Here is a 21,362-nt window from a genome sequence, read left to right as displayed (position 1 = left end):
ACACCCGGCGCCACGGCACGCAGTTGGCTATACTGACCTTAGCGCGGGCAATCCGGGAAGCGGGAGCGGATGGTGGCGCTATCGACCTCCGTCGTCATTGTCAACTACAACGGATGGCCGCTGTTGCGCGGCTGTCTCGCATCCCTGCGGGAGCAGGAGCGCCCGGCCGACGAAATCATCGTCGTTGACAACGGCTCCCGCGACGAGACGACCCGGTTCCTGCCCGTGGAGTTTCCCGAGGTGCGGCTGGTTGACGCCGGTCGCAACCTGGGCTTCGCTGCCGGGAACAACCTGGGAATCGCCCATGCCCGGGGCGAGGTCGTGGTGCTGCTCAACAACGACACCGTCGCCGAGCCGGGCTTCATCGCACGCATCACCGAGCCGTTGGAACGCGACCCTGCCGTCGGCGCGGTTGCCGCGACCATGGTCTTCGCCGGCGCGCCCGACATCGTGGCCTCGGCAGGGATCGAGGTGTACCGCGACGGCCTCGCGCTCGACCGCGGCGTCGGCTTGCCCCGGGCTACGCTGACCGCGCCGGCGCCCGTCTTCGGGGCGTCGGCAGGGGCGGCTGCCTATCGGCGGGCGGCTCTGGACGATGTGGGGTTCCTCCCCGAGCCTTTCTTTATGTATCTGGAGGACGTGGACCTTGCCTGGCGCTTGCGCCTGCGCGGCTGGGAGGCGGTCCACGCGCCGGGCGCGGTGGTGCGGCACTTCTACTCGGCCTCGTCGGTCGAAGGCTCGGCCTGGAAGCGGCGGCTGCTGGCCCGGAATCGCCTCTGGGTCATCGCGCGCTGCATGCCGACCCCGCTCCTGCGGCGGGGAGGCTGGGCCGTGCTCCGCTATGAGGCGATGGCGGGGGGCTACGCGCTGACGCGGCGTGACTGGGCCGCCTTGGACGGGCGCCTCCGCGGGCTGATGGGCCTGCCGGCCAGATTGCAGGAGCGCCGCGTGATCCAGGGCGCCGCGACGGTGTCGGCTGAGAAGGTGGGTCGCTGGCTCCAGTCGCCGCTGCCGCCCACGGAGTTGCTGCGCGTACGGCGGCTGACCGCGGAGCTGGCGGTGAACGGTGCAGGGTCGTGGTCCGGCCAACAGGCGGCGCCACCGGCCTGACCGGGCCATGTAGAATTGCGTGGCAACCGCGACCTGTGAGCGTCGCGCGAGCGTCCCCGGCCGGGGACCGAAGGGCCGGGACGGGTTCAACCGTAAGGGGATGGGAAGGGCCACCAGCCAGGTGATCACCGACGGTACACAGCAGCATGCCATGGTGGCGCGGGGACATGTCCCGGTCATCCGCTTCGCAGCGCCCGTCCTGACCGGAGTCGCGGTCCTCGCTGCCGTAATCGCGCTGGCCGGGATCGCAGTCCTGGCGTACGGACGCATGCACGGCCCGACCATCTACCGCGGTGTCAGCGCCGTGGGTGTTCCCCTGAGCGGTCTCGACCAGGCCGAAGCACGGGCGCGGATCGAGGCGGCGGTGCAGGGATCGTTGCCGGCCGCGGTGGAACTTGAGGCCGGCGATGCCCGCTGGCAGGTGCCCCTGATGGATCTCGGCATCGAGGTGGACCCTGCGGCGACGGCCGAGGCGGCCTGGCGCTGGGGGCGCAGCGGCGACCTCTGGGCCGACAGCCGCGCCTGGTTGCTGGGCCTGCTGGGTGGCTACGAGGTGCCCCTGGCGGTGTCGCTCGACGAGCAGGCCGTGTACCGGACGCTGGAAGCGATCGCCCCGGAGGTGACCCGCCCAGCACGCGACGCTCGCTACGATGAGGGAAGTGACGGGCGGCTTGTGGTCGTGCCGGAGGAGGACGGGGTCGCGATCGACGTCGTGGCGACCGCCAATCAGATCCGGCGCCGGGTGCAGCAACTCTCAACCGAGCCGGTTCCAGTCGTCACCATCTCGATCTCGCCGAAGGTAGACACCGAGGCGCTGGAGCGCGAACTAGATCGAGCCGAGAAGTTGATCGCCGAGCCCGTGTTGCTGACGTACGGCGGCCGGAGCTGGGTGCTCGACCCGGAGACGCTGCGGGCGATGCTGACCGTGGCGAACGACGGCTCGCGGAAGAACGCGGAGCTGACGATCGACCGGGAGCGCCTGCGCGCGAGCGTGGCCAGTCTGGCCGAAGGCGTGGGGCTGCCTGGCCGGGATGCAACGCCGGTCTGGGACGGACAGCGTTTCGTGGTCGAGTCGGCCGGGATGGGCGAGGCGCTCGACGTCGACGCCACGGTGGACGCGATTCTGGCCGGGTTGGAAGACGGGGAGCGTCGGTTCGAGCTCCGGACCCGTCAGGTTGCGGCGCGCATCGGCAATGCCGAGGCGGAGGTCGCGGCCGAGCGCGCGACCGCGCTGGTCGCCAGCGGACTGACCGTGACCTGGCCGGACGGCAGTCAGCACCTCGCGCCCGGCGAACTGGCCGAGGCAATTCGCTTCACCGCGGTGCTCGACGATGAGCCCCGCCTTGAGCCCGAGGTCGACATGGACGCGCTCCGGCAGGTGCTGGAGCGCCACGCGCCGGCGATCGAGATCCCGATGCGCAACGCGGACTTGCGGTACATCGACGGGCAGGTGGTGGTCAGATCCCCCGAGCAGGCCGGGCGGGCACTCGACCTCGATGCGTCCGTGGCCAACGTTGCCCGGGCGCTGGAAACGGGTCAGTCGCAGGCTGAGCTGGTGACGATCCCGGTCGAGCCGCAGGTCACGGCCGCGATGGCTGGCTCCGTTCAGATCCGGGAGGTCCTCGCCAGTGCCGCAACCTACTACGCCGGGGCGCTGGACAACCGCCGCCACAACGTCGAACTCGGAGTCGAGCGGGCCAACGGCGCGCTGATCCCACCGGGCGGCGTCTATTCGTTCATCGAGACGGTGGGGGCGATCGATCTCAACTCGGGGTACAAGGTCGGTTACGGGATCATCGGAACGAGCAACGGCAGCGTCTCAACGGTGCCGTCGGTCGGCGGCGGGGTGTGCCAGGTGTCGACCACGGTGTTCCAGGCTGCCTTCTGGGCGGGACTGCCGATCGTCGAGCGCAACTGGCACCTCTACTGGCTGCCCTTCTACGGCCAGCCGCCCAGCGGCCTGACTGGTCTCGACGCGACCGTCGACACCGACTGGGGGCTCGATCTCAAGTTCAAGAACACGACCGACGACTGGATCGCGATCGTGGCCACCGCCGACGGCGAATGGGTCCGCGTCGAGATCTGGGGCACCGATCCCGGCTGGACGGTCCAGGTCGACGAACCGGTCGTCACCAACGTCGTCAAGGCCGACGAGACGATGCAGTACCGGGAGTCGGACCAGCTCCCGACCGGAACCAGCCTCCAGGTGGAGCGGGCGCAGGACGGCTTCGACGTCAGCATCCACCGGCAGGTGCTGCGCGACGGCGAGGTGATCGACGACCTGACGCTGCGGAGCCAGTACCTCCCGTCGGCCAACGTGACCCTGGTCGGGACGGGCTAGACCGCGCCTAGCTGCAGTAGCACCACGGACCCGCTCGCGCGCCGCGTTGACCCGGCCTTGGCGCGAGGGGTACGATTCATGCATGTCTCCTTCGCGTCCGGGCCCGCACGACTGACGTGCCGCAGGCTGCACTGGGAAGGCGCACCCCATTGGCAAGATCAGCATCCCCAGATAAGCGACTTATCTCAATCGGCCTCCTGATCGGAGCAGCGGTCGGCGTGTGGGCGGGCAACCGCATGCGTGAGCAGCAAGCCCGGCAGGCGACGCGCGAGGTCGCCTCCCCAGGCGAGCCACCGCCGCTCATCAACTGGAGCCAGGTGCGTAGCATCGCCGTCAGCTTGAACCGCGAATCGAGCCTGGAGGGGGCGGACCGCGACGGGCTCCACGCCTACTACCGTGAGCTCGTCGAGCGCGCGGTGCCCCTGGTGGCGGCCTATACCGGCGATGAACTGCCCGGTACCCTGGACCGGGTGTATGCCTTCGACCGGGTCGACTGGATCGACGCCAACATCGACGGTTTCAAGGACATGTTCAAGCCACTGGAGGCGCTCAACCCGCTGGGCGAGCAGCGCGGCCCGCGCACGATCAGCCTCCTGTGGGGCGGCCTGAACCAGACGGTGCTCAGCGCGGAGATCGGGTTCCTCCTCGGCTACCTCGCGCGGCGCGTTCTGGGGCAGTACGACCTGGCGCTCCTCGGACGCGAGCCGTTGACCGGCGGCAAGTTGTACTTCGTGCAGCCCAATATCACCTCCGTCGAGCGCGCTCTGCGCCTGCCCGGTGAGGACTTCCGGCTCTGGCTGACATTGCACGAGGTCACGCATGCCTTCGAGTTCGAGTCGCACCCCTGGCTGCGGCAGCACCTGAACGGCATGATCGAGCGCTACTTCGAGTTCCTGAGCCAGGACATCGAGCATCTCAAGCGGGGCATGGACGGCTTGCGCGCCTTCTGGGACCGGGCGCGCAGCCGCGAAGGCACCAACGGGAGTTGGATCGAACTGGTCATGACGCCGGAGCAGCGCGCGCTCTTCAACCAGATGCAGGCGACCATGTCGGTCGTCGAGGGATACAGCAACCACGTCATGAACGCCGTGGGCAAGGACCTGATCCCGAGCTACGAGGTCATCGCGCGGCGCTTCGAGCGGCGCCAGCGCCAGCGGACGCCCGCCGAGCACCTGTTCGCCCGCCTGACCGGTCTGGACATAAAGATGGAGCAGTACCGGCAGGGTGAAGCGTTCGTGAACCACGTGGTGCGGGAGCGCGGGCACGACTTTGCGCGGCGGCTCTGGGAGGGGCCGTGGATGCTGCCGACGATGGACGAGATCCGCAACCCGGACCGGTGGATCGAGCGGGTCTCCACGGCGCAGCACCCGGCGCCGCTCTAGGCTCCCGGGCATGGACTGAGGGCAGCTATGGAAAAGCCGGACATCAGCTCGGCCGAGCGCCTGCTGCGGCAGGACGAGTACACCCTGGAGGAGCTCGCCGCGCTGCTGGAGATGCGGCCCTACGTGCTGGAGAGCGCGATCTACGGCGGCGAGCTCAAGGCTCAGATGGTCGGCACCGACATTGTGAGCATTCGCCGCGAGGACGTCCTCGCTTGGTTGCGCGCCCGCGAGGGGTAGGGGCTGCGGACGCACCTGCTTGTAGCCCGGCGTGGGTCCAATCGGGGGACAGCGATGACACTGGACCTCAGCCGCATCGCGGATCAACTCAACCGGATGGTCGCCACCCAGCGCGGCGATGGTTTGGCGGGCCTGGCGGAGCTGCGCGAAACCTACGCCACGGTTGACACCGCCGACTTGCGCGGGCGGCTCGCCGAGGCGAAGACGTCCTGGCTGCTGGCCCGGACCGACGGGGACTTTCGCGCGCATATCCCGGCGCCCGCAGTGGACGGTGACTTCGCCGTCGTGGCGAGCGACGGATCGTTCATCCTCCCCGACCGGCACAGCCCGGCCCGGTTCTACCTGATCAATATCGGTAAGGTGCTCCTCCGGTACGGGGACGAGCCGCGCGCCGAGTTTGCCACCGAGCCGCACCTCTACTACCAGGAGGATGAACTGTACGTGCCCCACACCGTGCGGCGCATCCCCGTGAACGGGACGGTGCTGGGGCTGAAGCGGGCGACAGAGGAGCTGCGGGCGGTGGCCGAGCAGGCGACGGACCTGCCGTGTCCCGCCCTTGCGCTCCAGGACGGGACGCTCATACTCTGGGCGCTGGAGAGCCAGCCCGACTTCGTGGTGGAGTGGGTGCTGGACCCCTTCCTGGAGACGCTGGCGCGTCTGCGCGACGCCGGAGTGCCGGTCGCTGCCTACATCAGCGCCCCTGGCTCGACGGACGTGGTGAATACCCTGCGGGTGTCGATCTGTGACTACCCGGAGCGGGGGCTGCCGGTCAACTGCGACCACTGCCGGTCGCAGATCCCGCACGGCCGGGTGCCGGCCTGCGACCGCTTGCCTGACGTGACCGATCGCTTCCTGTTCGAGCAGGCGGCGGGGCTGGCGCCGGGCGAGCGGACGCAGGTCTTCGCCAGCACGTCGAAGATCCTGGAGCAGTACGGGCCAGACTTCCACATCCACTTCTTCTACCTGCACACCGGGACCGAGATCGCGCGGGTCGAGATCCCCCGCTGGGTGGCGGAGGATGTCGACCTGCTCGACCGGACGCACGCGATCCTGGTCGATCAGTGCCAGCGTGGCCGGGGCTACCCTCCGGCGCTGCAGGAGGCGCACGAGCTGGCGGCAATCCGCGCCGAGGAGCGCCGGGCGGTGGAGGTGTTGATCGAGCAGGCGCTGGCTGAGCATGGGATCGTCGCTCTGAGCACCGGGAAGGACGGGAGTAAGCGTGGTCGGTTCGTCTAACGGATCGGCACCGCAGCGGCTCGGGGAGGTCATCGAGACCAGCACGGTGCGGCTGTGGGTCGAGAGCGACCGGCTGCACATCTTGCCGCCACTTGGGTCGGTCGTGCGGGTGGCCAACGGCGCGGGCGACACGATCTACGCGGTGGTGTCGTTTGGGCAGACGGCCGGCATCGACGAGACCCGGCGGGCAATCCGTCGCGGCTCGGACCAGGTCCGCGACGACGAGGTTTACCGTCGCCACCCCGAGTTGACGCAGATCCTGCGTACCACCTTTGAGGCTCTGCCCGTGGCGTATCGTCGAGGCGGTGTCATCCGGCGGATGCTTCCTCCGCTCCCGCCGCCACTTCACTACTCGGTTGAAGCGGTCGAGGGCGACGACCTGCGAGATCTGACCGACGATCCGCGTTACCTGTCGCTGCTGGTGGCGGCTGACGCAGCCGTCCCGACCGACCACCTTGTGGCGGCGCACCTGCGGCAGGTGTACGAGGCGCGCGGTGACGACCGGCCGTGGCTCGAGATGGCGGCACGCGAGATCGCGCGGCTCCTGAAGAACGACTACGACCGCGTGCTCCCCTTGCTGGAGGCGATCGATCCGGACGGGTAGGGACCAAGACCGGCGGCCCTTAGGCCCGGGCACAGACTACGGCGCGGTGGCACGGCCGACGATGAAAACTCCCCGCCTCCGACAGGAGGCAGGGAGTAACGCGCATGGCTGCTGCCGGCCGTGGTGGCTCGGCGCATCAGTGGCGGAAGTGCCGGATGCCGGTGAATACCATGGCGATGCCCGCCCGGTCGGCGGCCGCGATGACCTCCTCGTCGCGTACCGAGCCCCCCGGCTGGGCGATCGCGGTCACCCCGGCCTCGGCCGCGGCCTCCACGCCGTCCGGGAAGGGGAAGAATGCGTCGCTGGCGAGGACGCTGCCGCGTGCCCTCGCCCCCGCGCGCTCCACGGCGATGCGCACCGCATCCACGCGGTTTGGCTGCCCGCCACCGATCCCCACGGTCGCGGTGCCCGTCGCGAGCACGATGGCGTTTGACTTGACGTGCCGCACCGCGCGCCAGGCGAAGACGAGGCTCTCAAGCTCGCTCTCCGTCGGGGCGCGCCGGGTGACGGTCTTCCAGGACGCCGGGTCGGGTTCGACCCGGTCAGGCGTCTGCACCAGCATGGCGCCGTCGAGCACCCGAACTTCCAGCGGGTCCTCCATCCCGGTGTCGGGCACTTCGACGACGCGCAGGTTCTTCTTGCGACGAAGCTCGTCGAGCGCCTCCGGGGAGAAGGCGGGCGCCAGGACGACCTCGAAGAAGTGGTCGGTGATGAGGCTGGCGGTGTGCGCATCGACCGGACGGTTCAGGGCCACGACGCCGCCGAAGGCGGAGACCGGGTCGCTGGTATGAGCAGCCAGGAATGCCTGGGAGAGATCGTCGTGGGTGGCGAGCCCGCAGGGGAGGTTGTGCTTGATGATGCTGACCGCCGGTCCGGGGAAGTCCGCGGCGGCGGCCCAGGCGGCTACGGCGTCGAGGTAGTTGTTGTACGACATCTCCTTGCCGCTCAGGACTCGCCAGGCGGCGACGCCTCGTGTGCCGCGCGGGTTCAACAGGCGGTAGATCGCCGCTTCCTGGTGTGGGTTCTCGCCGTAGCGCAGCATGGTCATGCGCTCCCCGGCCAGCGGCAGGTGGTGAGGGAATTCGCCGGCCGGGCGGAGGTATGCAGCGATCACGCTGTCGTAGGCCGCCACGTGCGCGAATGCCTTGGCAGCCAGGTTCCGGCGCATCTTGATCGGCACCCCGTCGAGTCCGCCCTCGGCGAGTGCGTCAAGCACCGGCTCGTAGTCGCTCGGGTCGACCAGCACCAGCACCGCCGGGAAGTTCTTGGCCGCGGCGCGGATCATCGTCGGTCCGCCGATGTCGATGTGCTCCAGCGCGTCGTCGAGCGTGACCTCCGGATGGGACACTACCTCGCCGAACGGATAGAGATTGGCGACCACCAGGTCGATCGTGCCGATGCCGTGGCTGGCCAGCTCAGCCATCTGGTCGGGGCTGTCGCGTCGCGCCAATAGCCCGCCGTGGATGGCCGGGTGCAGGGTCTTGACCCGGCCGCCGAGCATCTCCGGGCTGCCCGTCACGTCGCTCACGGCGCGGACGGGTACGCCCGCGTCGGCGATGGCTCGCAGTGTGCCGCCGGTCGAAATCAGCTCGAAGCCGATCTCGTGCAGGCGGCGTGCGATCTCGACGATCCCCGTCTTGTCCCACACGCTCAACAGGGCGCGCATCGGTGGGCAAACTCCTTCCGTCGCCGGTCAGGCCGTCGGTGGCGCATCCGGCTCGCCGGTCCGGATCTCGGGTATGAACACGATGTCGCGTTGGAACACGTCGCGGAACAGGCCGCTGCGGGCGTGCGCCCGCTCAACTTCCATCATCGGGTACTCGCGGGCGCGGACGCGGACAGTGACAGCGTCCGGACCGACCGTGCACCGGATCTCCCGGACCACCTGGAGGTGCGAGGCGTCGAGCGCCTCGGCAATGCGCAGTAGCGCGGCCATCTGGTCCACAAGGGGCCGCAGCCGGCGCGGCAGGCTCCGGTAACCGGTGTGCTCCAGCGACGGGGCGGCACCCCGGTGGTAGCGCGCAATGTTGGCGATCGCCAGTCGCTCCTCGGGGGTGAACTCGCGGGCCACGCTGTCGCGGATCACCTCGTAGCTGAGCCGGTGGTGGTCCGCGAGCCGGATCCGCTGCCCGACATCGTGCCACAGCGCGGCAGCGGCAAGGAGCTCTCGCCCCTCGGCGGGGAGGTCGAGCGGCTCGCGGAGCTGGTCGAACAGGCTCAGCGCCAGCACGGCGACGTGCCGGCTGTGCTCCGGGTCGGGCGTCTCAAGCGTGGCGGCCGCTTCGGCCCGCCGCAACGCGGGATCCTGTTCCGGTGGCTCTTGGTGTTCTTCGTACGCGCTCATGCGCGGCACTGTCTCCCCTCGTCCGACACGGGTCGGCACCCGCTGGCACGATCATGCCAGGAATCGGCCCGCGCGACCAGGGCAGACCAGACAGGAGTCCGCCCCTCCCAGGTCATCGGGGAGGGGCGGGGTGGTCGTCGCCAAGACCTGCGCCTAGTCGATCCCGTACTGATCGCGAACGTAGGGGAGCAGGCCGCGCTTCTCCAGCCGGTCGAGTGGCGCACGGAAGGTGACCTGCACCACGCCCGGGTGTCGGCCGATCTCGATCGCACCGGTGATAGTCGCGCGGTTCTTGACCTCGGGGACCGTCATTTCGAGAAGATCCGCCGCGCGCTGCAGGCCATTGTCGGTTGCGCTGTTCAGGTCAGGCCCGGTGCCGATGACGGAGATGGGTGCCGACTCCTCCAGCGCCGGAACGCCCCAGGCCTGTGCTAACGCCTCGGCGCGGGCGCGCTCCTCGGCGGTGAGTGGCTTGGCCAGGAAGGGCAGATCTTCAGCGACTGGCAGCAGGATCGGCCCGTCGATGTTCAAGCCCTTGATGACATGCACCTGCAGCGTCACGACGCCCGACACGTCGCAGGTGTGCCCGGCAATCTCACCGTCGCCCTGCAGTGCGTGCATGTCACCCATGTAGACGCCACCGCCCGGTGCCTTGACAGGACAGATCAGGATCGCCCCGGCCCGCACGGCGTCCACGTCGAGGTGGCCGTCAGTGCGGTGCGCGAGCTGATCCACGGTGATGCCGTACTCGTGGGGTGCGCCGACGAGGAACGAACCGAAGTCGCCCGCGTTGTGGGAGTCGGGCATGTCGATCGCCGGGGTGGTGCCGAGCTGACCCAGGAAGGGGCGCATGCGAGCGACGACTCCGACGAGGTCGTGCGGCGCGAAGGTGAGGATCGGGTTCTGGATCGAATTCTCCGGCAGGGCGGCGTAGCGCTCGGCCTCGCGCGCGATCGACTCGGCCGCCTGCTGGTGTAGGGTGACCCCGACCTGGCGGTTCTCGTCGAAGGCGATGGTGTAGCCGTTCGTGAAGATGAAGGGGGTGGCATCGGCGCCGCAGTTGACGCACCGGACGGCCGTGGGGCCAATCCCCTCGATACGGGTCTCGGGATAGAGCGTGCCGCACTCGGGGCAACGCCCGGCGACGTAGGGGTCGCCGAGGAAGCGCCCGGCCATGACCTGATCGTTGCCGGAGGCGGTCGCGATCGACGTGACCACGATGTCCTTGATCCGGATCGCGATCGCATCGCCGACCTCGGCGCCCTCGACGGCGACGGGCTGAGTCACCTCGTGGCCGCCACGGATGGCCGGGGTGATCATCGGCCCCCAGCAGCCGGGTGCGGTGTTGGCGACGATGTGGCCGCCGTCTCGAACCGGACCGAGCATCGGTCCGGTCGGGCTGAGGATGCCGTTGGTAAAGGTGTCGACGAAGACGGTCTCGTGTCCCGCCTGGACTTTGATGGCCATGACGCGCCCTCCCTTGTGGATTGCGTCTCGGCTCAGCGCCCTGCCGAGCCGCCCGACACCGGTTTGAGGAACGCGACCTCGTCGCCGGGCGCCAGCGGATGGTCGGCGCTCACGGAGGTTCCGCGGACGACCGGCAAGGCCGAGCCGAGCGCGGCCCCCAGCGTTGGGTAGCGCTGGCGGAGGTGGCCGAGCAGGTCATGCACGGTGGCGCCCGGTTCCAGCGATATGGTGAGTCGTGGGACCCCGGCGAGTTGGGAGAAACCAGGCCCCAGCCGGACGAATACCTCCATGCGCGCCGCTCCTCCGTTCTCCCTCCTCGACGATGGCGTCGCACGCCCCTCGGTGAATGGTGTGGGTTCAGGACAGTATAACCGGGCCGCGCTGGTGCTGCACCAGCCGGCAAGCCAGGGTCAGGGGTGGCTCGATGCGTCGTCGCTACAGCTTGTTGACGACGAGTTTGGAGATCGCCCGCAGGGTCTCGAAGACGCCCTTGCCGGTCACCGCGACCGCCTCAAAGCGCGGGGCCTTGATTGTGTTCAGGTAGCGGTCGAGCACGGGCGTGGGCAGGGCATCCGGCAGGTCGGTCTTGTTGTATTGCATCACTAGTGGGAAATCGAGGAAACGCTTGCCCTGCGCGGTGATGTTCTGTGCCAGCTCGCGGAGACTCTGCAGGTTGTCGGCCAGGCGGTCGCGCTGCGCGTCGGCGACGAAGACGACGCCGTCGGTGCCGTTGAGCACCGCCACGCGGGTGCGCTCGTAGAGCACCTGCCCCGGCACGGTGTAGAGGTGGAAGCGGATGGTGAAGCCGTGCACCTTGCCCAGGTCGAGCGGGAGGAAGTCGAAGAAGAGGGTGCGCTCCGTCTCCGTCTCAATGGAGAGGAGTTCCCCCTTGGTGTGGGCGGGGATCCGCGAGTGGATGTACTGCAGGTTGGTCGTCTTGCCCGAAAGGCCCGGGCCGTAGTAGACGATCTTGCCGTGGATCTCGCGGGCCGCGACGTTGATCAGCGCCATCTCGGTGTCCGCTTCCTCGCCGTTACTTGCTCGAAGGGTCCTTCGTCCCGCTCGAGTCATCCTTGAAAAGCAGGTCGATCGTATCGGTGGTCGCCTTGCGCACCTGCGCGAGACGCGGCGTCTGGTTTGCCTGCATGCTGCGCTCGCGCACGAGGTCCAGGATGCCGGAGAGCACGGTCGTGGCTCGCTTGGCGAGCACCTTGACCAGCCCGAGGTGGGCCTGGTGATCGAAGATGACGACGAGCAGCCAATCGTCCTGGACCGTCTCGGTGAAGATCTTCTCCCGGAGCCCCTCCTGGAGGAGGGTCCGGAAGCCGTCTTCATTGAGCAGCCGGGCCATCTCCCGGGTGGAGGCGTAGGTCGCTGCCAGCAGCGCACCCAGGTGCTGCATCTCTGGCCGGATACTGTCGCTCTCCCAGGCGAGGATCTGCCCGGCGCGGTCCAGCACCATGCTGTAACTGGCTCCGGAGTCCGCGATGAGCCGCTGCAGGCACGCCGTGATTTGCGCCGTGTCCTCTTCGGTGACGACCAGGTTGCTGAGTGCCCGGTCAAACGGAATCATCATGGCCTCCCGCTCGCGTCGGGTGCCGGGGCGCCTTAGTCACCACCGGCATCGGCCAGTCCCACGTAGCGCGCTCTGGTTTGTTGCCCCTCCGGGGCCGCCTGGACTTCACCAATGATGCGTGCGCCCTCAAGCTGGGCGGCGAGCTGCTGCGCATCACCGGGTGCGGCGATCAGGACAAAGCCCACGCCCATGTTGAACACGCGGTACATCTCGGCGGAGTCGATGTTGCCCGCCTGCTGCAGGCCGCGGAACAGCGCCGGCGGTTCCCACGAGCGGACGTCGATCACGGCCTCCAGCCCCTCCGGGATGACGCGCCCGACGTTCCCCGCGATCCCTCCGCCGGTGATGTGGGCCATGCCGCGGAGGACCCCCGTGTCGAGCAGCGGCTCAACGACCGGCAGGTAGGAGCGGTGCGGCTCCAACAGGAGTTCCCCGAGCGGGCGGTCGGCCCACGCGGGCGTGGCTGCCAGTCGCTCACGGGCGGCGGCGTCCTTGGGATCGAGCCCAAACGCCGCTCGTGCCAGGCTGTAACCGTTGGTGTGCAGGCCGGAACTCGGCAGACCGACGAGCAGGTCGCCAGCGCGGATCGTAGCCCCGTCGACGATGCGGTCCCGGTGGACGCTGCCGACGATGAAGCCGGCCAGGTCGTAAGTCCCGGGCTGGTAGATGCCTGGGAGCTGCGCCGTCTCACCGCCGATCAGCGCGCAGCCGGCTTTCCGACAGGCGTCGGTCATTCCGCGCACCAGCGCCTCGATCAGGCCCTCGGGGAAACGCTCGGCTGCGATGTAGTCGAGGAAGAAGAGCGGCCGGGCGCCGCAGGCCAGGATGTCGTTGACGCAGTGGTTCACCAGATCGACACCGATCGACTCGTGCTGGCCGGCGATCTCGGCGACGAGGATCTTGGTGCCGACACTGTCGGCGCTCGACACCAGGACGAAGGGGTTGTCCGGCCCAGGCGCCTGGAAGAAGGCACCGAAGTGGCCGACGCCTCGCACTACCTGCGGTCCGTGAGTGGCGGAGACCAGTCTGGCGATCTGCCCCTTCGCGGCGTCGGCGGCGTCGATATCGACACCTGCGTCCCGATAGCTGGCCTTGCCACCGTAAACTGGCTTTTCCGTGCTCACCGAGGCTCCCGTGGTGCGCGCGCCCCCGCTCAGATGGCGGCGACGGCGCTGGAAATCTGATCGACGAAGCGCCGGATGATGAGGCGCATCCGACCGAGGTTGAAGTCGCCGCGGGCCACGGTCACCAGGAGCAGGTCGTCATCCAGCGGCGTAAGGATCACAACGCTCTCGCCGTACTCCAGGATCGCCTGCCGCGCCGACCCTTCACCCAATTCCTGCCCCAGGGCGTCCATCATCAGCAGGCCGCTCACGGCCATCGCTGAGAGCGACTCCGCATCGACCCCGGAATCGGCGGCGGCCTCAACCACGAGGCCGTCCGCGCCAACCACCGACACCATCAGCAGCCCGCTGGCATCTCGTAGAGCTTGCAGTGCCTGCCCAAGCGACCCCGTCATCTTGGCTCCTTGTCGCTGACGACCTCGTAACTCGCGCCTCGATTATAGCGACGGGGTAGGGCTTCCACTAGGTACCGACTTGTCCTGAAGGAATGAATCGAACCTAAGTACTACCGACTCCCACCGGTGTCAGGGCGGCGCGGGTCATTCCCGCGCCGCCCTGACACCTTCTCGGCCAGCGGGCCGGCGTGAGTATGGCACAACGGGAGTCAGCGCGTCCCGGCCGTCTCCCGGTACGGCTCGAAGCGTGGGAGCAGATCGACGGGCAGGTGCCCCGCGAGCAGCGTGCCGTGCTCGCCGAAGCGCTCGCTGTCGACCTTGCCGGCCCGGTGGAAGAGGTCCACCAGCCCGGCCTCGCTGTAGGGCACGACCACGCGGACCGGCACCAGCCGCTGCTGCTCGGTGAGGATCTCTTCGACCCGCTGGAGCAGCAGATCCACCCCGGCCCCCGTCGCCGCCGAGATGGGTACGTAGGTCGGCGGGAGGTTGAGGTCGGCCGCAATCTGGTCGGGCGTGAGGCCATCGCCGAGCCGGTCGATCTTGTTGAGCGCGGTCACCTTCGGCCGGCTGTCGGCGCCCAGGTCCTCCAGCACGGTCCGGACCGTCTCCGCCTGCTCGGCAGCCTTGGGGTGCGTCACGTCCATCACGTGGACGATCACGCTCGCCTCGAGGATCTCCTCCAGCGTCGCCCGGAAAGCCGCGACCAGGAAGGTGGGCAGGTTGTGGATGAAGCCCACCGTGTCGGTCATCAGCACCGTCCGCCCGCTGGGGAGCGTTACCCGGCGGGTGGTTGGGTCGAGCGTGGCGAAGAGCTTGTCCTCGGCCAACACACCCGCGTCTGTCAGCCGGTTGAGCAGCGTGGACTTCCCGGCGTTTGTGTACCCGACGAGCGCGATGACGGGGATGTTCTGGCGCCGGCGCCGGTTCCGGTACAGCTCGCGGTGGCGATGGACCTCCTGCAACTGACTCTTGATCAGGGCGATGCGACGCCGCGCCTGCCGGCGGTCCACCTCCAACTGCGTCTCACCGGGGCCTCGCAGGCCGACGCCACCGACCGCCTGCCGCGAGAGGTGCGTCCACATGCGGGTCAGCCGGGGGAGGCGATACTCGAGCTGCGCCAGCTCAACCTGCAAGCGCCCCTCATGTGTCTGTGCCCGGCGGGCGAAGATGTCGAGAATGAGCGCCGTGCGGTCGATCACCTTGGCGTCGAGCGCATCTTCCAGGTGCCGGAGCTGGCCGGGGGACAGTTCATCGTTGACGAGCACGACATCGTAGTGCAGGGTGTCCTTGAGCGCGCGGATCTCCTCCAGCTTCCCGGAGCCCACGTAGTGGGTCATGTTGGGCTTGGGGAGGCGCTGGGTCACGGATCCCACAACGACGAGGCCGTCGGTCTCGGCCAGATGGGCCAGCTCAGTCAGCGAGGATTCCAGATCCCACCCATCGTTGCGCCAATCGACGGCGACCAGCAGCGCGCGCTCGGCGGTGGGGTTGGTTTGGAGTCTGCGTCCGATAGTCTCGCCTTCCTTCCGAATCGTCGGGTCGCGTCCACTTCAAACGGTGCGGCATCAAGTTGCTCAGTGCGACCAAAGTATACCACCGGCGGTCCGGCCGGCCGTATCGTTTCAACGGTGGACGAGCCGTTTACGCGCTCGGGCACGGTCGAGGAGCCGGGTCACGGCGAGCCGCCGGTCGATCGCGCCGATGACCTCGCCGCCGTGCGTGACGAGCAACACTCCGGCCTCAACCTCGGACAACCAGACGAGGACATCACGCACGCTCGCGTCGTCCTCCAGCCGGGGCAAGCCGGCAAGGGGAACCATCGCCTCGGCGACCGTACGGTGCGGCCACTCCGCGCGCCGGAAGCGCCGCAGCCGGTCGAGCGGGAGGATCCCCACCACCCGACCGTCCTCTTCCACGAGCGCCGGCCCGCCGTGCTCCTGCGCCAGGAGCACGTCGAGTGCGGCATCGATCGACTGCGCGGCGTCGATGCGCGGGTTGATCCCGGCGACGATTTCCCCGGCCGAGATCTCGGCGCCCGCGACGACGAAGAACGTGCGCGCCATCTCCTCACGGGCAGCCCGGCTCATTGCCCAGCCGACCAGGACCATCCACAGGCCCCAGACGGCGAGCGCACGCCCGCTGCCGAGGAGCGCCAGTCCTCCGGCGAAGGCGATAAAGGCGATGAACTGCCCGTACACGACGGCGGCGCGGGTGCCGATGGTGTAGTCGTCGTGCAGGTACCACACCAACGCGCGGAAGATGCGGCCCCCATCGAGCGGGTACCCGGGGAGGAGGTTGATGCCGGCCAGCGCGATGTTGACCGCGGCCAGATAGCCGACATCGCGCCGCAGCAGCACCGGCTCCGTCGGAAGCAACCACCAGATCAGCCCAAGGACCAGGCCCAGCGCCAGTGAGGTGAGCGGTCCGGCCAGAGCTACGAGGGTATTCTGGCGGGGTGTCCCCGGGTCGTTGAATCCGGCCCGCGCTCCGCCGAAGGGGTAAAGCGCCAGGCGGCCGGGATCATAACCCAGCCGGCGCGCGACCGCAGCGTGCCCGACCTCGTGGAGCAGGAGCGAGCCGAAGGCTCCCGCAATTAGCAGAGTTCCAGCCAAGTACCAGTGCGGTACGCCGATGGATGAGTCTGCGGACGGTCTGAGGGTACTCAGGGTGAAACCGGCCGCGGCCAGCGTGATGAACAACCATCCTAGCGGGATGGAGAGTGAGGAGCCAAGGAAGCGGACGGCGAGGGCGGGTCGGGGATGCATTCCCGCTCCCTCCTGGCCAGCGATCGACGGCGCGCGGGTCGCCGGTCACCCCGGCTCGACTGGCTGGTGTGCCGATCAGAGCCGGTGGTAGTCCTCGAGGTTGAGCACGAACACGGTGGCAGCAGAGGTCTGCACCTCGGTGCCCTCACCCTGCTGGGCGCGAGCCCTGGCCTCGTGCCGGATCACGTCGAGCACTTGATCCACCTGATGATCCTGCACGCCGATCATGATGGTGGTGTTGCCACGCCGCAGGAAGCCGCCGGTACTGGCGAGGCGGGTCGCACGGAAGTCGGTTTCCAGGAGGGCGTCGATGACCGCATCGGCGTCCTCGTTTTGAACGACGGCAATGATCAGCTTCATGCGTTCCTCTCCCCGCTCCGACGGCCCGTCGCGCTCCGCGATTATAGGCTCACACGAGAAGGAGCGTCAATGGAGGCGGTCCTGGTGCAGCCCTTGCGGCGGTTGCCAGCGGGTTCCTGTCCGCATGAGCGGCACGTCCGATCTGCACGTCCCCGTGCCTCCGGCGGCTGATCCATTGTTGCAGTGACAGTAGCTATGCAACAATGAGCAGGTAGCGCACCAGAACCCAGCAGGACCTGGGTGCAGCCTTCTAACCGACTCGATGCTGAGCCGCAGTTCAACACGCGGTGCGGCCGCGGGAGCGCGGCAGCACCGGCGACGAGCAAACTGACCGTGTCCGTCGGAGGGATATCTGGGGCCGCCATGCCGGTATCTACCTGCCCCGGATGCGCACGCAGAGGCTCCCGACGGAGTGTGCACCGGAGCCCGAATCCGATTTCGTGGAGGGAGAGGACGAATGGCGAACATGCGCTACTCCGTCACCCAGGCGGCAGTAGGCACCCTGTTCACCTGGATCGAGTCGGGAGACATCGCTATCCCTGAGATCCAGCGGCCCTTTGTCTGGGACGCAGTGAAGGTGCGAAACCTGCTGGACTCGCTGTTCCAGGGCTTTCCCGTCGGTTACCTCATCACCTGGCGCAATCCGGATGTCAAGCTCAAGGACGGAACCGTTTCCGCTGGCAGGCGCATCCTCATTGACGGTCAGCAGCGAGTGACGGCGCTCATGGCGGCGCTGCTTGGGCGCGAGGTGATAAACAAGAACTACCAGCGCGTGCGACTTCGCATTGCGTTCCACCCCGGGCGCCAGCAGTTTGAGGTTTCCAACTCTGCCATTCAGAAAGACGCTGCCTGGATCCCTGACATCGCCGTCGTGTTCGACCCACAGACGAGCTTGTTCGACCTCGTCAACACTTACTGTGACCGGAATCCGGGCACCAGCCGTGACGAGGTGTTCCGCAGCATCGAGGCACTGCGTGGGATTACGGCCAACCAGATCGGCCTGATTGAACTCGATCACGACCTCGACATCGAAACCGTCACCGAGATCTTTATCCGCGTGAACTCAGAAGGCGTCCCGCTTAGCCAGGCCGACTTCGCGATGTCGAAGATCGCTGTCAATGAAACATACGGCGGGAACATGCTGCGCAAGGCGATCGACTACTTCTGCCACCTGGCTGTTGCGCCCGAGTTCTTCGACACGGTTCAGGCCGACCGCGAGTTCGCCCGGAGCGAGTTCTTCCCGCACCTGAGTTGGCTGCGACAGGAGAATGATGATCTGTACGATCCGTCCTATACGGACATGCTTCGGGTCGCATTTACCTCCGAGTTCCGACGCGGCCGCCTGGAAGAGCTCGTGGCGCTGCTCTCCGGGCGAAACTTTGAGACGCGCCAGTACGAGGAGGCCATCGTCGAGGAGTCGTTCGCCAAACTGAAGAACGGGATCTTGCGCTTCATGAACGAAACGCACTTTAAGCGTTTCCTCATGATCATCCGCTCGGCGGGGTTCGTCGACTCCTCGATGGTTAGTTCGCAGAATACGCTCAATTTTGCCTATATCCTCTACCTCACGCTCCGCGATGCGAGGATCCCAGATGCGGATATTGAGAGGTACGTGCGCCGTTGGTTCATCATGTCTATCCTGACCGGCCGATACTCTGCAGCACCTGAGACCGCCATCGACTACGATATTCGCCAGATCCAAGAGCAGGGTATTGCCACCTACGCGGAGAACGTCATCCACGCGGAGCTGTCCGACACCTTTTGGGAGTCGCTTCTGCCGCAGTTGATGACGACCTCGGTCGCGTCGAGCCCCTACTTCCGTGTGTTCCAGGCGGCGCAAGTCAAGATGAACGATCGGGGATTCCTCTCTCAAGACATTAGCGTCCGCGACCTGATCGAGGTCAAGTCGGATCTGCACCATATCTTCCCGCGCCATTTCCTCAAGAGTCACGGAATGTCCCGTGGGCAGTACAACCAAATCGCCAACTACGCGGTCACCCAAAGCGAGATCAATATCGCCATCGGTAGCAAGGAGCCGGGTGTCTACTTCCGCGAGCTGCGAGAGCAGTGTCAGGGTGGACCGAGACGCTACGGGAACATCACTGATCTTGACATGCTCCGCGAGAACCTTCGGGCGCATTGCATCCCCGAGGGAATGGAAGAAATGACGGTTGAGGATTACCCCGCATTCCTGGCGGAGCGCCGCAAGCTGATGGCTCGCAAGATTCGGAGGTATTTCGAGAGTCTGTGAATCGTCGCGCTGCCGCCTGTCCCAGCGACCACACGGACGAGGTGGATTCCACTCCCAGCGTCACGCTCGCTGCGAATCCAGGTAGCTCTGGAGGATGAGGGCGGCGGCGACGGCGTCGACGTGCTGCTTGCGGCGGGCGCGGCGGTGGCCGGCTTCGATGAGGCTCTGATCGGCCATGAAGGTGGTCAGGCGTTCGTCCCAGAAGATGATGGGGCGGTCCACACGCCCCCTGAGTTGCTGGGCGAAGGCGCGGGTTGCGGCGGCCTGCGGGCCCTCCCGGCCGGACATGCCGAGCGGGAGGCCGATGATGATGCGCTCCGGGTCGTAGCGCTCGATCAACGCGACGAGGCGGTCCATGCCGTCGCGCTTCATGTCGACCGACTCGACCGGGCTGGCGATCAGCCCCAGCTCGTCGCTGACGGCGACGCCGACGCGTCTCGCCCCGACGTCGAGCGCGATCAGTCTACGACCCGGTTGCGAGCTGCTCGCCACTGGTGACTTCCACTCGTATACGCGACGGAATCTGTGGCATGCGTCGCGGCAGCCAGTCGGGGCCCTGCTCGATGTGGTACTGGGCCACGCCGGGCATGGCGTCCAGCGCCTCCTCGGCTTCCTCGATGCTCTTGCCGGTGACCTGGTCGATCAACTCCTGCTGCTGCTCAGCGGTGATCACGGTGCGTACCACCGCTTCGGCGTGGACGCGGAAGGCCGTCTGCTCCTCGTTGAGTGGGGTGGGGTCGCTCACGGTCACCGTGGGGCCGAGCAGGATCACCCCGTTGCCCGCCTGGGCTGCCAGGCGGCGGCCGACTTCGTCGCGCGCCTGGGCGTCGAGCTGCTCCGGGTTGTAGAGCTTGCCGCGGACCGTCTGGCGGGCGCGGACGGAGACCGTCTCGGCGTCCTGCCCGGCCTCGTGGCTGATCTCGATCACCGGCTCCTCCACCTGCAACGAGCCGGGGACAAGCTTGAGCTCGGGGTCGATCTTCTCGCGGAACTCCGCCTCGGCCCGTGCGGCCAGATCGGCTTGGGCGGCTTCACGGAGCGCGGCGATGTCCGCCTCGCTGACGGTGGCGATCCGCTTCATGGTGCCACCCTGGATCGGCTCGCGGTTGGTGAAGTAGAGGCCGTTCTCGAGCTGTCCCACGATGGTCCCGGCATCGGCGTTGCCGTCCGGGCCCGGCTCAGCAGCCATGACCGTCACTCCCGCCGTGCCAAGCGCGAGGGATCCGAAGGGGTCGGCGGCCGGGACGGTCACAGCCTCGCGGGTGAGGTAGACCATGCCGTTGGTACCGGTGAGCCGCGTCTGGGACGGGACGGCGATCGGCCGCGTCGTCGGGTTCATGAACTGGACCGAGCCGGTCGCGGTGCCGTCCGGCTCGAAGCGCTCGCCGGTAGTGGGGATCTGATGCTCGAAGACGGTCGTGTTCTCGAGTTCGGTTGGCTCGACGGTGATGTCGTAGCTCGCGCCGGGCATGGCGACGCCATAGGTGAGGTCGGCCTCGATGGTGTGTTCCTCCGGCACCAGGGTGATGGTGGCTGTCGGAAGGACGTAGTAGAGAATGCCGCCGACCAGTAGCAGCACGACCAGGGGCGCGACGATGGCGAAGATGAGGGCGAAGGGGATTCTGCGCCGCCGTGGCTCGTCTTCTGCCTCTTCATCGTCGTCCAAAGCATGGGCGGCTGGCCGGGCATAGCCGTTGGCGCCCGCAGCGATCTGCGCGGTGAGCCAGGCGGGCGGCCGCTCCTGATCTGGGTCAAGGACGATGGTGCCGGTCGGCGTCCGGGGGATGGCTCGGGTCGCGGCTGCCGAGGCCTGACTCAAGGGCGTTGACGGTCTGGGGATGTAGGTGGCAAGGTCGGCGGTCGTGTCCTCGTCGTGCTCGGGCGCCGGGTCGAGCACGGTCCACCCGATCATACGCGCCAGTTCCTGGCGCAGGGGATCGCGGGTGCTCAGCGCGAGCGTCACGCGTTCTCGCCGGGCGGCGGCCAGGACGCGCGACAGCTCGGCAGCCGTCGTCAGCACGTCGGACTCGTCCGCCACGACCAGTGTGACGCGGCGATCAGCGTACTCGGGCAGGCGTGCCAGCAGATCGTCGAGGTCCGTCCCGCTGTTGATGTGGACGATCATCGGCTCCGGTGCCCCCATGGAACCCTTCCCTTGCAGTGGGCTCGG

At 67.9% G+C, this 21,362-nt stretch carries 20 protein-coding genes; 7 read left to right on the top strand and 13 right to left on the bottom strand.

Features of this window, described 5'->3' with window-relative positions; genetic code table 11:
* The first annotated feature begins 72 nt into the window (after nucleotides 1-72).
* The 6 genes from STHE_RS07970 (at nucleotide 73) to STHE_RS07945 (ending at nucleotide 6,910) form a co-directional block, all read left to right on the top strand.
* Complete coding sequence (locus STHE_RS07970) at nucleotides 73-1,110, top strand: glycosyltransferase family 2 protein (RefSeq protein WP_012872059.1); 1,038 nt, start codon at nucleotides 73-75, stop codon at nucleotides 1,108-1,110.
* Between the two features lie 19 nt (nucleotides 1,111-1,129).
* The gene (locus STHE_RS07965; RefSeq protein ID WP_148219935.1) at nucleotides 1,130-3,451 is read left to right on the top strand and encodes a peptidoglycan binding domain-containing protein; all 2,322 of its coding nucleotides are present in this window, start codon (nucleotides 1,130-1,132) and stop codon (nucleotides 3,449-3,451) included.
* 236 nt (nucleotides 3,452-3,687) lie between these two features.
* Nucleotides 3,688-4,833 carry a zinc-dependent metalloprotease gene (locus STHE_RS07960; RefSeq protein WP_012872057.1) on the top strand — a complete coding sequence of 382 codons (1,146 nt, stop codon included), beginning with the start codon at nucleotides 3,688-3,690 and terminating at the stop codon, nucleotides 4,831-4,833.
* A 27-nt stretch (nucleotides 4,834-4,860) separates the two neighbouring features.
* A complete protein-coding gene (locus tag STHE_RS07955) occupies nucleotides 4,861-5,070 on the top strand; it encodes a MerR family transcriptional regulator (RefSeq protein ID WP_012872056.1) in 210 nt (69 codons plus the stop codon).
* Nucleotides 5,071-5,124: 54 nt separating this feature from the next.
* Nucleotides 5,125-6,306, top strand: a complete 1,182-nt coding sequence (locus tag STHE_RS07950) for a DNA double-strand break repair nuclease NurA (protein ID WP_012872055.1) — start codon at nucleotides 5,125-5,127, stop codon at nucleotides 6,304-6,306.
* Nucleotides 6,290-6,910, top strand: a complete 621-nt coding sequence (locus STHE_RS07945; protein ID WP_012872054.1) for a hypothetical protein — start codon at nucleotides 6,290-6,292, stop codon at nucleotides 6,908-6,910. The genes STHE_RS07950 and STHE_RS07945 overlap by 17 nt, the downstream gene beginning before the upstream one ends.
* A gap of 136 nt (nucleotides 6,911-7,046) precedes the next feature.
* Here STHE_RS07945 and purH read toward each other — a convergent pair whose 3' ends face one another.
* The 11 genes from purH to STHE_RS07890 all read right to left on the bottom strand — a co-directional run bounded on the left by purH (nucleotide 7,047) and on the right by STHE_RS07890 (nucleotide 16,941).
* Nucleotides 7,047-8,576: a bifunctional phosphoribosylaminoimidazolecarboxamide formyltransferase/IMP cyclohydrolase gene (purH, locus tag STHE_RS07940; RefSeq protein ID WP_012872053.1), complete on the bottom strand. Its 1,530-nt coding sequence runs from the start codon at nucleotides 8,574-8,576 to the stop codon at nucleotides 7,047-7,049.
* Nucleotides 8,577-8,603: 27 nt separating this feature from the next.
* The gene (locus STHE_RS07935; RefSeq protein WP_052295278.1) at nucleotides 8,604-9,254 is read right to left on the bottom strand and encodes an HD domain-containing protein; all 651 of its coding nucleotides are present in this window, start codon (nucleotides 9,252-9,254) and stop codon (nucleotides 8,604-8,606) included.
* Nucleotides 9,255-9,407: 153 nt separating this feature from the next.
* Nucleotides 9,408-10,721 (bottom strand): acetamidase/formamidase family protein, encoded by a 1,314-nt coding sequence (locus STHE_RS07930; RefSeq protein ID WP_012872052.1) that lies wholly within the window; start codon nucleotides 10,719-10,721, stop codon nucleotides 9,408-9,410.
* A gap of 32 nt (nucleotides 10,722-10,753) precedes the next feature.
* On the bottom strand, nucleotides 10,754-11,011 hold the full coding sequence (locus STHE_RS07925) for a MoaD/ThiS family protein (protein ID WP_012872051.1): 258 nt from the start codon (nucleotides 11,009-11,011) through the stop codon (nucleotides 10,754-10,756).
* A 145-nt stretch (nucleotides 11,012-11,156) separates the two neighbouring features.
* The gene (locus tag STHE_RS07920) at nucleotides 11,157-11,732 is read right to left on the bottom strand and encodes a GTP-binding protein (RefSeq protein ID WP_012872050.1); all 576 of its coding nucleotides are present in this window, start codon (nucleotides 11,730-11,732) and stop codon (nucleotides 11,157-11,159) included.
* 22 nt (nucleotides 11,733-11,754) lie between these two features.
* On the bottom strand, nucleotides 11,755-12,297 hold the full coding sequence (locus STHE_RS07915; protein WP_052295277.1) for a roadblock/LC7 domain-containing protein: 543 nt from the start codon (nucleotides 12,295-12,297) through the stop codon (nucleotides 11,755-11,757).
* A 32-nt stretch (nucleotides 12,298-12,329) separates the two neighbouring features.
* Nucleotides 12,330-13,421, bottom strand: coding sequence for a phosphoribosylformylglycinamidine cyclo-ligase (gene purM, locus STHE_RS07910; protein ID WP_012872048.1), 1,092 nt, complete (start codon nucleotides 13,419-13,421; stop codon nucleotides 12,330-12,332).
* Nucleotides 13,422-13,450: 29 nt separating this feature from the next.
* The gene (locus STHE_RS07905; protein ID WP_012872047.1) at nucleotides 13,451-13,816 is read right to left on the bottom strand and encodes a roadblock/LC7 domain-containing protein; all 366 of its coding nucleotides are present in this window, start codon (nucleotides 13,814-13,816) and stop codon (nucleotides 13,451-13,453) included.
* A gap of 209 nt (nucleotides 13,817-14,025) precedes the next feature.
* Nucleotides 14,026-15,327: a GTPase HflX gene (hflX, locus tag STHE_RS07900; protein WP_012872046.1), complete on the bottom strand. Its 1,302-nt coding sequence runs from the start codon at nucleotides 15,325-15,327 to the stop codon at nucleotides 14,026-14,028.
* Nucleotides 15,328-15,438: 111 nt separating this feature from the next.
* On the bottom strand, nucleotides 15,439-16,581 hold the full coding sequence (locus STHE_RS07895; protein ID WP_012872045.1) for a site-2 protease family protein: 1,143 nt from the start codon (nucleotides 16,579-16,581) through the stop codon (nucleotides 15,439-15,441).
* Nucleotides 16,582-16,656: 75 nt separating this feature from the next.
* Nucleotides 16,657-16,941 (bottom strand): cyclic-di-AMP receptor, encoded by a 285-nt coding sequence (locus STHE_RS07890; protein ID WP_012872044.1) that lies wholly within the window; start codon nucleotides 16,939-16,941, stop codon nucleotides 16,657-16,659.
* A gap of 457 nt (nucleotides 16,942-17,398) precedes the next feature.
* On the opposite strand from STHE_RS07890, the gene STHE_RS07885 reads away from it, so the two are divergent.
* Entirely contained in the window at nucleotides 17,399-19,192 is a 1,794-nt protein-coding gene (locus tag STHE_RS07885) for a GmrSD restriction endonuclease domain-containing protein (RefSeq protein ID WP_012872043.1), read from the top strand.
* 60 nt (nucleotides 19,193-19,252) lie between these two features.
* On the opposite strand, the gene ruvX is transcribed toward STHE_RS07885, so the two are convergent.
* On the bottom strand, nucleotides 19,253-19,684 hold the full coding sequence (gene ruvX, locus STHE_RS07880) for a Holliday junction resolvase RuvX (protein WP_012872042.1): 432 nt from the start codon (nucleotides 19,682-19,684) through the stop codon (nucleotides 19,253-19,255).
* The gene (locus STHE_RS07875) at nucleotides 19,656-21,335 is read right to left on the bottom strand and encodes a baseplate J/gp47 family protein (protein ID WP_012872041.1); all 1,680 of its coding nucleotides are present in this window, start codon (nucleotides 21,333-21,335) and stop codon (nucleotides 19,656-19,658) included. Before STHE_RS07875 ends, ruvX begins: the two co-directional genes overlap by 29 nt.
* Nucleotides 21,336-21,362: the final 27 nt, after the last annotated feature.

It is taken from the genome of Sphaerobacter thermophilus DSM 20745 (genome assembly GCF_000024985.1).
Lineage (GTDB): Bacteria > Chloroflexota > Chloroflexia > Thermomicrobiales > Thermomicrobiaceae > Sphaerobacter > Sphaerobacter thermophilus.
The sequence above is the reverse complement of the archived record's forward strand: the minus strand, read 5'-3'. Positions and strand labels throughout refer to the sequence as shown.

Bases quoted from the DNA above. Each gene is read 5' to 3' on its own strand.
- STHE_RS07960 (WP_012872057.1), top strand. From the start codon at position 3,688: ATGCGTGAGCAGCAAGCCCGGCAGGCGACGCGCGAGGTCGCCTCCCCA.
- STHE_RS07930 (WP_012872052.1), bottom strand. From the start codon at position 10,721: ATGGCCATCAAAGTCCAGGCGGGACACGAGACCGTCTTCGTCGACACC.
- STHE_RS07885 (WP_012872043.1), top strand. From the start codon at position 17,399: ATGGCGAACATGCGCTACTCCGTCACCCAGGCGGCAGTAGGCACCCTG.
- STHE_RS07890 (WP_012872044.1), bottom strand. From the start codon at position 16,941: ATGAAGCTGATCATTGCCGTCGTTCAAAACGAGGACGCCGATGCGGTC.
- STHE_RS07950 (WP_012872055.1), top strand. From the start codon at position 5,125: ATGACACTGGACCTCAGCCGCATCGCGGATCAACTCAACCGGATGGTC.
- STHE_RS07915 (WP_052295277.1), bottom strand. From the start codon at position 12,297: ATGATGATTCCGTTTGACCGGGCACTCAGCAACCTGGTCGTCACCGAA.
- STHE_RS07875 (WP_012872041.1), bottom strand. From the start codon at position 21,335: ATGGGGGCACCGGAGCCGATGATCGTCCACATCAACAGCGGGACGGAC.
- STHE_RS07925 (WP_012872051.1), bottom strand. From the start codon at position 11,011: ATGGAGGTATTCGTCCGGCTGGGGCCTGGTTTCTCCCAACTCGCCGGG.
- STHE_RS07895 (WP_012872045.1), bottom strand. From the start codon at position 16,581: ATGCATCCCCGACCCGCCCTCGCCGTCCGCTTCCTTGGCTCCTCACTC.
- purH (WP_012872053.1), bottom strand. From the start codon at position 8,576: ATGCGCGCCCTGTTGAGCGTGTGGGACAAGACGGGGATCGTCGAGATC.
- STHE_RS07935 (WP_052295278.1), bottom strand. From the start codon at position 9,254: ATGAGCGCGTACGAAGAACACCAAGAGCCACCGGAACAGGATCCCGCG.
- STHE_RS07920 (WP_012872050.1), bottom strand. From the start codon at position 11,732: ATGGCGCTGATCAACGTCGCGGCCCGCGAGATCCACGGCAAGATCGTC.
- STHE_RS07955 (WP_012872056.1), top strand. From the start codon at position 4,861: ATGGAAAAGCCGGACATCAGCTCGGCCGAGCGCCTGCTGCGGCAGGAC.
- STHE_RS07905 (WP_012872047.1), bottom strand. From the start codon at position 13,816: ATGACGGGGTCGCTTGGGCAGGCACTGCAAGCTCTACGAGATGCCAGC.